A 13877-nucleotide genomic window follows, 5' to 3' on the forward strand; every position below is an offset into this window, starting at 1 on the left:
AGGGCGTTGTCAGTGGTCGCCGATAGTTTCGGTCCCGTTCCGCCGAGGTGGCGTGAACCCCCCTTTCACGTGCATGGGAGATGGTGCGTTGTCCGTCTGGGAGAAGTCGAGCACGGTGCGTGTGGTGCCGTCCGCGCGGCCGCGCAAGCTCGCCAAGGTGCCGTTCGTGGAGCTGGCCGACGGGCGGTTGCAGGGTGTGGTCTCCAGTGGGTCGGACATCGGGCGGGTGTACGTGTCCTCGGTCGCGGCGTCGACCTACGCCTTCTCGTGCAGTACCAACAACAACCGTCCCTGCGGCGGGGCGCGCGGCTCGTTCTGCAACCACATCCGCGCCCTCGTCGGTGAGGCCGTGCTGCAGTACGGCGCCGAGCGCGTGGCCCGCTACCTGAAGGTCGAGGCCGGCGAGTCCGTCGACGCCCCGTCCCTCACCTCCGCCATGACGGCGGCGCGGCCCGGAGCCGGGGACGCTTCGGCCGCCGCCCAGGTGTTCAGCCGGTTCCTGCGGCAGCTCGCCTATCTCGAACTCGCGGCGACCACTGCTCCGTTGCCCGAGATGCACTGGTTCCCGACGACCGGGGCGGTGGCCGCCTGATGCGCGCCGATCTGCTCTTCGACGACATCGCGGGGCTGGACGAGGCCCTCGCGGCCGTGGACGGGTTCGACGCGGTGCTCGTCGGGGGTCTGCTCCGTCCGCGGCCCGCGCAGGCGGGTGGGCTGTCGGGGCTCGCCGACGCCGTCGCCGGGACGCCGCTGGCGTCACGGGTCGCCGAGGCCGCCGAGAAGGCATCCGCCGGGGGCGGTGACGAGGGGCACTTCGTCGCGCTGGCCGCCGCGCGTACCGCGTTGCTCGGATCCGTTCACGACGCGCTCGTGGCACGGGTGGACGAGGTCACCGGCCGGCCGGTCGCCGATCCGTGGGCCGCCGGACCGGACTCCGGCGAGGAGCGGGCGGGGAATCTGCTCGTCGCCGCCCGCGGATGGCTGTGCGACCTGGCCCGGACCGGCTGGCAGGGCATCGACCACGAACTCGTGGGCGGAGCCGCGCCCGTCGTCTCCGCGATGCTGCCCGACCCGGCGTTGCGCCGGCTCGCGACGCTGCTCGACGGGTTCGCCGCCGAGCTGGCCGCCTGCTGTCCCGGTGCGTCCCTGGAGCGGGTGCCGGTGCGCCGCTGGGCCGACCTGTGGGCGCGTGCCCTGCTGCTGACCCTGCCGGGGGCGGCGTCCGGGCCCGCCGTGGGTGAGGTCAGTGGGCGGCTGCTGCCGCTCGGCGTGGACGTCCAGGAGCATGCCACCGCCGTGCAGGCGCAGGTGCACGCGGTGTTCGAGCCCGCGGACGGGGGCGTGTCCCGGCTGGTGCGGGCCTCGGTGTCCGCGCCGAAGCCGGACACGGTCGTCGGGGCCGGGCTGTGGCAGGGGCTGCGGCCGCACATGTCGCTGCTGGCGGCGGTGGGAGAGGGCCGTGCCGTCGACCTCGACGCGATGCCGCTCACCGCCGAGGGTGATCTGCTGTGGGACGACTCCCGCGCCCGCGCGGGTGAGCCCGCCGACGTGTTCGCCACCGCCCGGGTGGCACTCCCTGTCGCCGCGGCGTGCGCCGTGTCGCCGCTGGACCGGCATCCGGTCCGGATCGCCGTGCCCGTCCTGGTGGAGGGATACGGCGTGGAGGGATACGGCGTGGAGAGGGACGGCATGGAGGATGCGCGGGACGTGGCGGGCGGGGTCGTTCTCGACGTCGCCGGGTGCCGGCTGCGGGTGGACACGGACCGGGTGCCGGCCGCCGGGCCGCTCACCCCTCAGGCCGTGGCGTCGTCCGGTGCCTGCCTGGGGCTGCTGCGCTGGGACGCCGGGGAGTTCCTGCTCCAGCCGCTCGCCGTCGAGCGGACGGTGCGAAAGAAGCCCGTCGCCGTGCACGCGGGTGCCTGGGCCGGTGGCACGAGCGACAAGGCCGGGGCGCGGGCCGAGAAGGCCGCCACGGACGCCGTCGTCGTGCTGCGGGAGCGCGCCGGAAAGCTGCTGCGGAAATGACCCACCACCCCCACGCCGACGATCACGGCGCCCCGCCCCTCGGTGATGCCCAGGACAACCGCCGGCAGGTTCTCTACTGGCGTCTGCTGGCCCGGCTCTTCGACCCGGAGGAACAGGCCGCGCTGGAGTCCGCGAGCCTCGCCGTGGTCGAGGACATCGGTCTGCCGACCGCACTGCTCGACCCCGGCGCCTCGGTCGACTCGGTGGTCCAGCGCCATCCGGACCTGGCGGCCGAGTTCGAGGGGCTGATGGTGCCCGAGCCGGAGGACGAGGAGGCGCGGGACCGGGCCGCGGAGGTGCGGCGTGCGGCGCTCGTCTCCAAGGTGCTGTTGAACGTCTTCGCCACCGGCTCCGGCAACGTGAGCGCCGAGCAGCTGGCCCGCTGGCAGTCCGACGCGGACTGGCTGGAGCGCGCCCTCGGCTGCCGGCCGGGCGAACTGCGGGGCGGACGGGCGCCCGCGGGCGGGCCGAGCCGGTCCGGCGGCGGTGTCGGTCCGGCCGGCACGGGTGTCGGCGGGCCCGCGCCGGACCTCAGCCGTCTCGTGCCCGCCATCGGCCCGGAACTCGGTTCCCTCGAGGCCGACCTGGTCAGGCGCATGCACCTGCGCGAGGTGCTGGCGGACCCCGCGCTGGCCGCCCGGCTGACGCCGAGCATGTCCCTGATGGAGCAGTTGCTGCGCGACAAGGACAACCTCTCCGGTGTCGCGCTCGCCAACGCCAAGGCCCTCATCCGCCGTTACGTGGACGAGGTCACCCAGGTCCTGCGCACCCAGGTGGAGAAGTCCACGGTCGGCGAACTCGACCGGTCCGTCCCGCCCAAGCGTGTCTTCCGCAACCTCGACGTCGACCGCACGATCTGGAAGAACCTCACCAACTGGAGCCCGGAGGAGGAGCGGCTCTACGTCGACCGGCTCTACTACCGGCACACCAGCCGCAGGACGACGCCCCAGCGTCTCGTCGTCGTCGTGGACCAGTCGGGATCCATGGTCGACTCGATGGTCAACTGCACCATCCTGGCGTCCATCTTCGCCGGGCTGCCGAAGGTCGACGTCCACCTCGTCGCGTACGACACCCAGGCGCTGGACCTGACCCCCTGGGCGCACGACCCGTTCGAGACGCTGCTGCGCACCAAGCTGGGCGGCGGCACCGACGGCACGGTCGCCATGGCCCTCGCCCAGCCGAAGATCGCCGAACCGCGCAACACCGTGGTGGTGTGGATCTCCGACTTCTACGAGTGGCGGCAGCAGGAGCTGTTCGACTCCATGGCCGCCGTCCACCGCTCGGGCGTGAAGTTCATCCCCGTCGGGTCGGTGACCAGCTCCGGCCGCGGCAGCGTCAACCCGTGGTTCCGGGAGCGGTTCAAGGACCTCGGCACGCCGGTGATCTCCGGCCACATCAAGAAGCTCGTGCACGAACTCAAGACGTTTCTCGCCTGATCACCGAACCTCCCCTGATCATTGAAAGGCCACCCTCATGTCCGAACTGCTGCGCGCACCCGCCGAGATCAAGTACGCCGAGGAGCTCGACTGGCTGGAGTCGATCGACGACGGGCCCAAGCCGTTCTCGTGGCGGCTGTCGCCGAAGATGGTCCGTCTGTTCGTCCTGGGTTCCGAGCGGTCCGACGGCCTGGACCGGGAGGTGGCGCAGAAGTGGTTCGGTGACCGGAGCTTCGTCGAGCGCTCCATCGTCACCCTCGCCTCCGACCGCGGACTGCTGCTCATCGGTGACCCGGGGACGGGCAAGAGCTGGCTGGCCGAGCTGCTGTCGGCCGCGATCAGCCGCAACTCCACGCTGGTGGTGCAGGGTACGGCCGGCACGACCGAGGACCACATCAAGTACTCGTGGAACGTCTCCATGGTCATCGCCAAGGGGCAGTCCCGGGAGTCGATGATCCCCTCGCCGATCATGACGGCGATGGAGTCGGGGTCGATCGGCCGCTTCGAGGAACTGACCCGGTCCACGAGTGACGTGCAGGACGCGTTGATCTCGATCCTCTCCGAGAAGTACATCTCCGTTCCCGAGCTGGCCGGCGGCGGGGACGACGACAACATCGTCTTCGCCAAGCCCGGGTTCTCCGTCATCGCGACGGCCAACAGCCGCGACCGGGGTGTCAACGACCTGTCCTCGGCGCTCAAACGGCGCTTCAACTTCGTCCGGATCCCGGTGGTGACGAACAAGAGGAGCGAGACGGAGATCGTCCGCTTCCGCACCGAGGAACTGCTGCGCCGGCACTCGATCGACCTCGAGGTGCCGCCGACCCTGCTCGACGTGCTGCTCCAGAGCTTCGCCGACCTGCGCCAGTCGGCCGCCGCGGCCGGCAGCGACGACGAGAAGCTGGAGTCCGCGCTGTCGACGGCCGAGCAGATCGGCGTGCTGGAGGACGCCGTCCTGCACAGCAACTTCTTCGGCGAGAGCGCCCTGACCGCCCGCACCCTCGCCTCCTCGCTCGTCGGCTCCCTCACCCGCCGCGAGCCCGAGGACCTCGCCATCCTCAACAAGTACCTGCACGGAGTCGTCGAGCCGCGCAGCAAGGAGCAGGGCGGCTCCTGGCCCGAGTTCCTGGAGGGCGGCCGCGACGCGATCGCCACGCTGTCGTGAGCGGGGACCGGGAGAGCACGTCGTTCGGTGCGCTGAGGGGGCAGCTCCAGGAGGCGGCCGCCGCGTTCGCGGGCGGGCCCGACGCCCTGGAGGGCATCCTCCTCGGCCTGGTCGACGACGTCGACCGTGCGGTGCGCGAACCGCTGGAGATCTTCCCCGTCTGCCACCACTCCCCCGCCTCGGCCGTCGCCATGGCCCGCCGGCTGCGCGCCAAGCAGCCCAAGGTCGTCTATCTGGAGCTGTGCGAGGACATGGCGCCGCTCCTGACCGAGCTGCGCAATTGCAGGCTGCCGGTCGCGGTGCAGGCCTTCGCCGGTGACGTCGACGGCTTCCCCAAGGAGTGGGCCCCGCTGTCGGTCGTCGCGCCGGTCACCGAGGCGTCCGCCGAGTACCAGGCCATCGCGTACGCGCTGGACACACCGGGGGTGGAGCTGGTCCTCGTGGACCGGTCGTCGGACCACGTCTTCCAGTGGGACGGGAGGGACGAGCAGCCGCAGGAGGAGGCCGGACCTCCTCGGGAGGCCGAGGCCGCGCTGCACGGGGAGGCCGTCGGCGTCGAGATCGGCGACCTGCGGCCGCGCTTCGCCGAGCTGGAGGAGCACCTGCTGCGCCACGGCAGGGTGCGGCACTGGTCGGAGTGGTGGCACCAGTACGTCGAGGTCCCGCTCGGGGACAGCGACCACGACACCTACCGCCAGGTGATGTTCCTCATCGGCAGCCTGTTCCGGCGGCTCGCCCCCGGAGAGGGCTCCAGGCTACGGGTGGACGAGGACCGCGAGCGGTTCATGTGGACCCGGATCCGCGAGCACCTGGCGGCGAGCGGCGCGGACCCGGCCGACTGTCTGTACGTGTGCGGGGCGTTCCACGCGGCCAGCCGGGTGGCGGAGTTCGGTGTACGGGGCGACTCGGGCGCGTTCACGATCTCCCCGCGTACGGCGACCGCGTGGCAGTACGGTCTGATCCCGTCCAGCCACGCGGCGATCGAGGCCCAGTTCGGCCTCGCCGCGGGCTCGGTGTCGATCGCGGCGACGGAGTGGGCGAAGAGCCTGAAGCGGACCCGTGTGCGGCCGTACGTGCTGGAGGGCCAGGCCGGGAAGCGGAAGTCCGCGGCCAGGAAGGCGGCCGCCGTGCCCGCTCCCCCGGCCGGGGCCGCCGCGGACAGGCTGTCGGGTTTCCTGCGCCGGCCGCCCGTGCTGGACTCGCTCGACGAGGCGGAGCTGCTCGGCTGGTCGGTGGACATCGTGCGCGCGGCCCGGCGCAGCGGCTACCTCGCCTCCACCGCCGACGCCGTCGCGGTCTTCGAGACGTCGATCCTGCTGGCCGGGATGCGGGACCGGGCGAAGCCGACGCCGTACGACTTCCAGGACGCGGCGGTCACCTGCATCGAGAAGGACGTGGTGCCGGGGCGGCGGGACGTGCGGCGCCTGGTCGAGATCATGATGGGCGGCGACCGGATCGGGCAGGTCGGCTACGAGTCGCTGCCGCCGCTCGCCCGGGACGTGCACGACCGGCTGGAGCCGCTCGGGCTGCGGCTCCAGCAGCGCGGGGTGCGGCGGGCGCTGCTGGACATGGTGTCCCGGCCGGAGCTGCGGGCCTGCTCCGACGTGCTGTGGATGCTGCGGCGGCTGATGCCGCACGGTGCCGCCCGGCCCATCATGGGTGAGCAGCGGCTCGGTGAGCGTTCCGTCCAGGAGTCCTGGGACCTCGCGCTCGGCACCCACCAGCGGGCGCTGATCGAGCTGGGCTACGAGGGTGTCAGCATCGAGCAGGTCCTGGAACAGCGGCTGCGGCGTGCCGCCTACGGGCCCGGGGCGACGGCGGCGACGGTGCTGGCCGCGGTGGAGGACGCCACCCTGTACCTGGGCAGCCGCCGCCTCGCCGACGAACTCGGCACGCACGCGCTGAAGGTGCTGGCCGCCGAGCGGGGTGTCGACGGCGCTCCGGAGGTGCTGCGCCGGGTGCGGGCGCTGCTCGCGCACTACCGGACGAGCGAGCCGGTGCTGCCGTCGTGGATCGAGTCGTTCGTCAAGTCCGGGTACGCGCACTACTGCACGCTGCTGCCGACGGCGTTCGGGGACGAGGACGCGACGGTCGGGCAGGTCGCGGCGATGCTCGGCTTCCTGTTCGGCATGGAGGGCCTCGCGCTGTCGCTGGGCTGCGACCGTACTCAGCTGGAGCTGGCGGTCGGACAGTCGCATCCCGAGGATCCGTCGAAGACGGCCCTGTTGTGGGCGGCGCAGGTGCAGCTCGGCACCCTGTCGCGTGGCGAACTGCGTTCCCGGTGCGACGCGTTGCTGGCCAACCCCCTGGTGGTGCCCGCCTATCCGCGCTACCTCAGCGGTTTCGTGCACGCGTTGGAGCCCGTGCCCGGCCTTGCGGACGTGGTGGTGGAGGCGGTGTCGAACGCCTTCGGGCGGTTGCCGGACGCGGTGCTGCTGCCGTGGCTGCCGCTACTCGTCACGACGCTGCGGTCGAGCGCCGCGGAGCTGGCCCCGCTGCTGATCCGCGAGGCGGGCCGGATCTTCCCGGGGCGGCTGGCCGCGCTGGACGCCTGGGTGCCGCCGTGGCGGACGCCCCCGGTCGCACCGGACGCCCGCCGGGCGGGCCCCGGCGGGCGCGCACCGCGCGGCGCGGCGCTGCTGCCGGCGCATCCGGCGACGTGCGACGCGGTGGCGGAGCTGCTGGGCTGCACGCGGGAGTGGACGGACGCGGACCGACCCGGTGACCCGGGCGGCTCGGGCGGAGGGTCCGGCGTGGCGTTGCTGACCGCGCATCCGGCGGCCTGTGACGCGCTGGCCGGTCTGCTCGGGTGTGACGAGGGGTGGGACTCGGGCGGCGGCTGCGGTTCACCGGCCCGAGGAGCCGTGCTGGCGGGCCGTCACCCGGCAGCGGCGGCGGCGTGGGAGGCCGTGCTCGCGCGCGCGTGAGTGCGGGGGCGGGTTCCGGCAACGGGCAGGGGCCCGCCGACGCCCGCCCTCGTGCCAAGATGATGTTCCGACCGGCGCTCACCCAGGTGCTCGTCCCCTCCGGCATCCTTGGGTGGCCCACGAGTTGAGGACGGAGTGAGGCCGCATGACCTCCCTGAGCAGTGGCGAGAGCGCCGCCCACCCCGACCGGATCGACACGAGCAGGCCCCATCCCGCACGGATGTACGACTACTTCCTCGGCGGGAAGGACAACTACGAGGTCGACCAGAGGGCCGCCGAGCAGTTCATGAAGGCGGCGCCCGAGGTGCGTGAGGGAGTTCTCGCCAACCGGCACTTCATGCACCGGGCGGTGCGGCACGTGGTGGCCGAGGGCGGCGTCCGCCAGATACTCGACGTGGGCACCGGCCTGCCCACCGAACCCAACGTGCACCAGATCGCGCGGTCCGTCGCGCCCGGTACCCGGGTCGCGTACGTCGACAACGACCCCATCGTCGCCACCCACTCGAGGGCTCTGGCGGACGACCCGGACACCGCCGTCGTCCTGGCCGACCTGCGCGACCCCCGTGCGATCCTCGACCATCCCGAGGTGCGCGCGGTCATCGACTTCGGCCGGCCGGTGGCGCTGCTGCTGGTCGCCGTCGTGCACTTCGTGGCCGACGCGCAGGACCCGGCGGGCATCGTCGCCACACTGCGCGACGCGCTGCCCGCCGGTTCCTACCTCGTCCTGTCGCACGCGACGGGCGACGTCCACACGGACCGGCGCGAGGACGCGGCGGCCGTCTACAACAAGGCCACCGCGTCCCTCAACCTGCGTGCGCACGCACAGGTCCTCGACTTCTTCGGGGACTTCGCGATGGTCGAGCCGGGGCTGGTCCGGGTCACCGACTGGCGCCCCGAGGAGTCACGGCGCCCCGACGCCCCGCCGATCGGCATCTACGGCGGAGTGGCGCGGAAGGACGCCTGACGACCGGCGGCGGCCCGGCCCCGTCCGGTGGGGCCGGCTATCCCTTCTGCTCCACCCGCACCCAGTCCACCTCGGCCTGTACTCCCCCGGCCGCGATCCGGTCCACGCTGGACTGCGGCAGCCCCCAGTACGGGCTGGTGACCTGGTTCCAGCCCGCCGGGTAGGCGCCGCCGAGCGCGAGGTTCAGGATGACGTACTGGTCGTGGTCGAAGACCCAGGCGCCGCGCGTCGACTCCAGCTTGTTGCGGGACGTCTCCTGGACCACCCGGTCGTCGACGGAGAACGTCATGCCGGTCGGCGTCCACTCCACCGCGTAGGTGTGCCACTGGTCGGCCCGGCCGCCGCCCGGGTACACCTGGCGTGCCCCGATGTTGCCGTCGGCCGAGTAGCCGGGGCCGTGCAGGGCGCTGCTGGTCCAGTCGCCGTAGCCGATGTTCTCCATGATGTCGGTCTCGCCGGAGGCCGGCCAGGACACGGAGGGGTCGTCGACGTTGCTTCCGAGCAGCCAGAAGGCGGGCCAGAAACCGTCGCCGACGGGGAGTTTCATGCGGGCGCTCACCCGGCCGTAGGTGAAGTCGAACTTCGTGTTGGTGTCGATGCGGCCGGAGGTGAAGTCGTAGGTGCCGCCGCCTGCCTTCGTGCAGCCCTTGCAGTGCTCGGCACGCAGGACCAGGGCGCCGTTCTCCAGGCGGATCTTGTCGGCCGAGTCGACGTAGGCCTGCGACTCGCCGTTGACGGAGCCCATCTCCGTGCCGGTGCGCACGACGCGCCACTTGCCGCGGTCCAGCGCCGCCGAGGTGAAGTCGTCGAAGAACGTGGTCCGGTAGGTGCCGGACTGTTCGCCGGGCAGCGCCGGGTAGGCGGCGGCCGCGCTGCCTCCGGTGCCCCAGACCTCGAACTCGTAGAGGGAGTAGCCGAACTGGGCGGTCGCGGGCGCCGGGTTGTAGAAGGAGCGGCGCTCCTTGCCGAGCATGCGGACGTAGCGGCCGGTGACCGGCTGGGGCAGGCGCACGGTGTCGTGGCGGCCGGTGGCCTCGCCCGGGGACTCGACGTCGGCGCGACGGGCGGCGACCTCGTCGGCGGAGGGGCGGTACACGGTGCGCCAGGTGCGGTTGTCGTCGGAGACCTGGAGTTCGTAGTCGACGGCGTAGGCCGCCTCCCAGTACAGCTCGACCGTGTCGATGCTCGAGGTGGCGCCGAGGTCGACGGAGACCCAGCGGTCGGCGTTCCAGTCGCTGGACCAGCGGGTGGCGTCGCCCTTGAGGTCGGCGGGCCGGCCGCCGTCGGTGACGAACGCCGGTGAGTTGCCCGCGTGCTGGTAGACGTTCGAGTACGCCGGGTGGTTGAGGGCGAGGTTGGTGCGGGTGGTGGAGGCGGGAGCCGGTTCGCCGCCGTGGACCTTGAAGGAGTAGAGGGAGTAGCCGTAGGGGGTGGCGCGTTCGATGCCGCGCATGCGGACGTAGCGGGCCCGCACCTCCTGCGGGTAGGTGTGCGCGGTGACCGAGCCTCCGGTGCCTGCGGTCTCGGTGTAGAAGGGCGTCCAGTCGGTGCCGTTCGTGGACGCTTCCAGTACGTATCTCTTGCCGTAGGCCGCCTCCCAGTCCAGGGTCACCCGGTCGACGCGGAGCGTCGTGCCGAGGTCGACGCGGATCCAGGCGCCGTCGGTGAAGTCGCTGGACCAGCGGGTGCCGCCGTCGCCGTCGAAGGCGAAGCCGGGCGCGGTGCCGGCGTTCTCGCTGGCCGAGGCGGTGACCGCGGCCGGGTCGGCGGCGTACGCGGTGGCCGCGCGGTCGGTGTCCCAGGCCGCCGCCGCGGCGGCGGAGGGCTCGGCGGCGGCGGGGGTGGCGGTGGTGAGGGTCGGGACCGCGGCCAGCAGGGCGAGTGCGGTCAGGGCGGTCAGGAGTGTGCGGGGGGTACGGGACGACATGCGGTTCTTCTCCTTGGGACGACTCGACAATGTCATGAACCTGACAGAACCGTTCGTGCGCGCGGACCGTGGTGGGCGCGGACTCCCGCATCCGCACCCACCACGGCGTCTCAGGCTGCCTTGCGCTCCCTCCCGCGCGCCCGGCCGATGATGTCCGCGTAGTGGTGTCCGCTGCCCTTGATGGTGCGGACCTGGGTCGCGTAGTCGACGTGGACCAGCCCGAAGCGCTTGTCGTAGCCGTACGCCCACTCGAAGTTGTCCAGCAGCGACCAGGCGAAGAACCCGGCCAGCGGGGCTCCCCTGCGGGCGGCGGAGGCGCAGGCCGCGAGGTGGGCGGTCAGGTACTCCTGGCGCTCGGGGTCGTCGATCGTGCCGTCGGGGCGGATGACGTCCGGGAAGGCGGAGCCGTTCTCGGTGACGTACAGCTTGCGCGCCCCGTACTCCTCGGTCAGGCGCAGCAGCAGGTCCTCGATGCCGCCGGCGTCGATCTCCCAGTCCATGCCGGTGCGCGGGACGCCGACGCGGCGGACGGTGCGTACGTGCGGGGCGGGTCCGGTGGGGTCGTCGGCGACGGTCTGGGGGAAGTAGTAGTTGAGGCCCAGCCAGTCCAGTTCGGCGCCGATGAGCTTCATGTCGCCGGGTTGTTCGGGGAGTTCGACGCCGTAGAGCTCGCGCATGTCCTCGGGGAAGCCGCGGCCGTGGACCGGGTCCAGCCACCAGCGGTTGGTGTGGCCGTCCATGCGGCGGGCGGCGGCCAGGTCCTCGTCGCGGTCGGTGGCGGCGTGGATGGTGGAGAGGTTGTTGACGATGCCCACCCGGGCGTCCGGGGCCGCCGCGCGGATGGCCTCCATCGCCAGGCCGTGGCCCAGGAGCAGGTGGTAGGAGGCACGGACCGCCGCGGTCAGGTCGGTCCGGCCGGGGGCCATCTTGCCCTCCAGGTGCCCGATCCAGGCCGAACACAGCGGCTCGTTGAGGGTGGCCCAGTGCCCGACGCGGTCCCCGAGGCGTTCGGCGACGACGGCGGCGTACGCGGCGAAGTGCTCGGCGGTCGCCCGCTCCGGCCAGCCGCCCCGGTCCTGGAGCACCTGCGGCAGGTCCCAGTGGTAGAGGGTGACGGACGGGGTGATGCCGGCGGCCAGCAGGTCGTCGACGAGCCGGTCGTAGAAGGCCAGGCCCTTGGCGTTGACCGGGCCGTCGCCGCCCGGCACGACCCGTGGCCAGGCGACGGAGAGACGGTAGGCGTTGGTGCCGAGCCGCCGCATCAGCTCGATGTCCTCGTGCGTGCGGTGGTAGTGGTCGCAGGCGACGTCGCCGTGGTCGTTGTTGTCGATCTTCCCGGGGGTGTGCGAGAAGGTGTCCCAGATCGACGGCGAACGTCCGTCCTCCGCCACGGCCCCCTCGATCTGGTACGCCGATGTGGCCGTGCCCCACAGGAAGTCGTCCGGGAGTGCGGCGAAGTCGATGGTCACGAAGGTCCTTTCGGGTTGGGGGTGAGAGTGCTGGGGCGTGCCGGTCACTTGACGGCTCCGGCCGTCAGGCCCGCCACCAGGTAGCGCTGGAGGAGCAGGAAGCCCGCGACCACGGGCACGCTCACGACCAGCGAGGCGGCCATGATCTGGTTCCAGTACACGTCGTTCTGCGTGGAGTAGCCCTGGAGTCCGACCGCGAGGGTGCGGGTGGCGTCGTTGGTCATGACGGAGGCGAAGAGGACCTCGCCCCAGGCGGTCATGAAGGCGTAGACGGCGACCGCGACGATGCCGGGGATCGCGGCGGGCACGACGACCTTGAACAGGGCGCGCAGCGGTCCGCAGCCGTCGACGAGGGCCGCCTCGTCCAGGTCGCGGGGCACCGAGTCGAAGTACCCGATCAGCATCCAGATGGAGAAGGGCAGGGAGAAGGTCAGGTAGGTGAGGATGAGGCCGCCGCGGGAGCCGAACAGGGCGATGCCGGTGGCGTTGCCGATGTTCACATAGATCAGGAACAGGGGCAGCAGGAAGAGGATGCCCGGGAACATCTGCGTCGACAGGACGGTCACCGAGAAGACGCGCTTGCCGCGGAACTCGTAGCGGCTGACGGCGTAGGCGGCGAAGACCGCGATCACGACGGAGCAGACGGTCGCGGCGCCCGCCACGATGAGTGAGTTGAGGAAGTACTTCGCCAGCGGGACCGTCGACCAGATGTCGATGTACGGACGGACGGTCAGGTTGCTCGGCAGCCAGTGGAACTGACTGGAGACGTCCTCGAGCGGCTTCAGCGAGCTGGAGACCATGACGTACACCGGCAGCAGGACGAAGCCGGTCAGCAGGGTGAGGAAGACGCGGCGGGTCCAGGTGAAGGAGCGCGGCGCCGCCATCGGGGACCTAGACATCGGCCGTCCGCCTTTCCTCATGCTTCCGCGGCGTCCGTGGCGTCCTGGTGGCCCGGGAGGTCACGAACAGGTACACGCCCGTCACCAGCAGCAGGAAGAGCAGCAGCAGGACCGACATCGCGGATCCGGCGCCGAAGTTCCAGGTGACGAACGACGACTGGTAGATGTGGATGGAGATCAGGTCGGCGGCCTCCGGCGCCGCCTTGCCGAACAGGACGAACGGCGTGTTGAAGTCGTTGAACGTCCACAGGAACAGCACCAGGACGAGGACCTGGTTGACGGGACGCAGCGACGGCAGGGTGATCCGGCGGATCTGCTGCCAGACGCCGGCGCCGTCCAGGGCTGCGGCCTCGTACAGCTCCTTGGGGATGTTCTGGAGGCCGGCCATGACGATGAGGAAGGCGAACGGCCAGCCCTTCCACACCGACACCACGAGCAGGGCGACGAAACTGTTGTCGCCGATCAGCCAGAAGGAGGGCTTGTCGGTGAGGCCCAGCTGGTCGTGCAGGACGTGGTTCACCAGGCCGTTGTCGTGCTGGAACATGAACGCCCAGGTGATGACGGCCGCGTAGACCGGCAGGGCGTACGGCACCAGGAAGATCGCGCGGAGCAGGCCGCGGCCGCGGAAGGCGTCCTGCATGCAGATCGCGGCGGCGGTGCCGATCAGCCAGCACAGGCCGACGGAGAGCACCGTGAAGGCGCAGGTGACGAGGACGGAGTGGAGCAGCGCCTCGCCGACGGGGGCGTCGAAGTCCACCGACATGGTGAAGTTGTCGAGGCCGGTCCACGGGGCGGTGGTCCAGTCGCGGATGTAGAACTGGGTGAGTTCCTTGAAGCTCATCACGATGCCGATGACCATCGGCACCAGGTGGACGAGGAGTTCGAGGAGCAGGGCCGGCAGGAGCAGCAGGTAGGGCAGGCCGATGCGGCGGATCCGCCCGGGACGGCGGCGGGGTCCGCGCGCCGTCCCGGGGGAGCTCTGGCCGACCGTCCGCTCGCCGGGCTGCGCCGAGGCGGTCGTGGTGGTCATGGCGAGGTCCGTGTCCGTGTCGGAGTCGGTGGGGCCGG

10 protein-coding genes are annotated in these 13877 nt (G+C 71.8%); 6 read left to right on the top strand and 4 right to left on the bottom strand.

Annotated elements, in window-relative coordinates; all coding sequences use genetic code 11:
- The first annotated feature begins 73 nt into the window (after positions 1-73).
- The 6 genes from Sco07f_RS20650 (at position 74) to Sco07f_RS20675 (ending at position 8514) form a co-directional block, all read left to right on the top strand.
- A complete protein-coding gene (locus Sco07f_RS20650; protein WP_174855396.1) occupies positions 74-592 on the top strand; it encodes a hypothetical protein in 519 nt (172 codons plus the stop codon).
- Positions 592-2025 carry a hypothetical protein gene (locus Sco07f_RS20655; RefSeq protein WP_108988718.1) on the top strand — a complete coding sequence of 478 codons (1434 nt, stop codon included), beginning with the start codon at positions 592-594 and terminating at the stop codon, positions 2023-2025. The genes Sco07f_RS20650 and Sco07f_RS20655 overlap by 1 nt, the downstream gene beginning before the upstream one ends.
- The gene (locus tag Sco07f_RS20660) at positions 2022-3461 is read left to right on the top strand and encodes a vWA domain-containing protein (RefSeq protein WP_108988719.1); all 1440 of its coding nucleotides are present in this window, start codon (positions 2022-2024) and stop codon (positions 3459-3461) included. The genes Sco07f_RS20655 and Sco07f_RS20660 overlap by 4 nt, the downstream gene beginning before the upstream one ends.
- A gap of 37 nt (positions 3462-3498) precedes the next feature.
- Complete coding sequence (locus Sco07f_RS20665) at positions 3499-4623, top strand: ATP-binding protein (RefSeq protein WP_108988720.1); 1125 nt, start codon at positions 3499-3501, stop codon at positions 4621-4623.
- A complete protein-coding gene (locus Sco07f_RS20670) occupies positions 4620-7550 on the top strand; it encodes a DUF5682 family protein (protein ID WP_108988721.1) in 2931 nt (976 codons plus the stop codon). Before Sco07f_RS20665 ends, Sco07f_RS20670 begins: the two co-directional genes overlap by 4 nt.
- 145 nt (positions 7551-7695) lie before the next feature.
- A complete protein-coding gene (locus Sco07f_RS20675) occupies positions 7696-8514 on the top strand; it encodes an SAM-dependent methyltransferase (RefSeq protein WP_108988722.1) in 819 nt (272 codons plus the stop codon).
- A gap of 37 nt (positions 8515-8551) precedes the next feature.
- Here the strand turns inward: Sco07f_RS20675 and Sco07f_RS20680 are convergent, their stop codons facing one another.
- From Sco07f_RS20680 to Sco07f_RS20695, 4 genes are all read right to left on the bottom strand, one after another.
- Positions 8552-10441 carry a discoidin domain-containing protein gene (locus Sco07f_RS20680; RefSeq protein WP_108988723.1) on the bottom strand — a complete coding sequence of 630 codons (1890 nt, stop codon included), beginning with the start codon at positions 10439-10441 and terminating at the stop codon, positions 8552-8554.
- Positions 10442-10551: 110 nt separating this feature from the next.
- The gene (locus Sco07f_RS20685; protein ID WP_244942086.1) at positions 10552-11910 is read right to left on the bottom strand and encodes a GH1 family beta-glucosidase; all 1359 of its coding nucleotides are present in this window, start codon (positions 11908-11910) and stop codon (positions 10552-10554) included.
- A gap of 44 nt (positions 11911-11954) precedes the next feature.
- Positions 11955-12794, bottom strand: a complete 840-nt coding sequence (locus tag Sco07f_RS20690; RefSeq protein ID WP_042822593.1) for a carbohydrate ABC transporter permease — start codon at positions 12792-12794, stop codon at positions 11955-11957.
- A 7-nt stretch (positions 12795-12801) separates the two neighbouring features.
- Positions 12802-13839 (bottom strand): carbohydrate ABC transporter permease, encoded by a 1038-nt coding sequence (locus Sco07f_RS20695; protein WP_108988725.1) that lies wholly within the window; start codon positions 13837-13839, stop codon positions 12802-12804.
- Positions 13840-13877 lie beyond the last annotated feature (38 nt).

Source organism: Streptomyces coelicoflavus, assembly GCF_003112555.1.
Lineage (GTDB): Bacteria > Actinomycetota > Actinomycetes > Streptomycetales > Streptomycetaceae > Streptomyces > Streptomyces coelicoflavus.

Bases quoted from the DNA above. Each gene is read 5' to 3' on its own strand.
- Sco07f_RS20650 (WP_174855396.1), top strand. From the start codon at position 74: ATGGGAGATGGTGCGTTGTCCGTCTGGGAGAAGTCGAGCACGGTGCGT.
- Sco07f_RS20655 (WP_108988718.1), top strand. From the start codon at position 592: ATGCGCGCCGATCTGCTCTTCGACGACATCGCGGGGCTGGACGAGGCC.
- Sco07f_RS20660 (WP_108988719.1), top strand. From the start codon at position 2,022: ATGACCCACCACCCCCACGCCGACGATCACGGCGCCCCGCCCCTCGGT.
- Sco07f_RS20665 (WP_108988720.1), top strand. From the start codon at position 3,499: ATGTCCGAACTGCTGCGCGCACCCGCCGAGATCAAGTACGCCGAGGAG.
- Sco07f_RS20675 (WP_108988722.1), top strand. From the start codon at position 7,696: ATGACCTCCCTGAGCAGTGGCGAGAGCGCCGCCCACCCCGACCGGATC.
- Sco07f_RS20680 (WP_108988723.1), bottom strand. From the start codon at position 10,441: ATGTCGTCCCGTACCCCCCGCACACTCCTGACCGCCCTGACCGCACTC.
- Sco07f_RS20690 (WP_042822593.1), bottom strand. From the start codon at position 12,794: ATGGCGGCGCCGCGCTCCTTCACCTGGACCCGCCGCGTCTTCCTCACC.
- Sco07f_RS20695 (WP_108988725.1), bottom strand. From the start codon at position 13,839: ATGACCACCACGACCGCCTCGGCGCAGCCCGGCGAGCGGACGGTCGGC.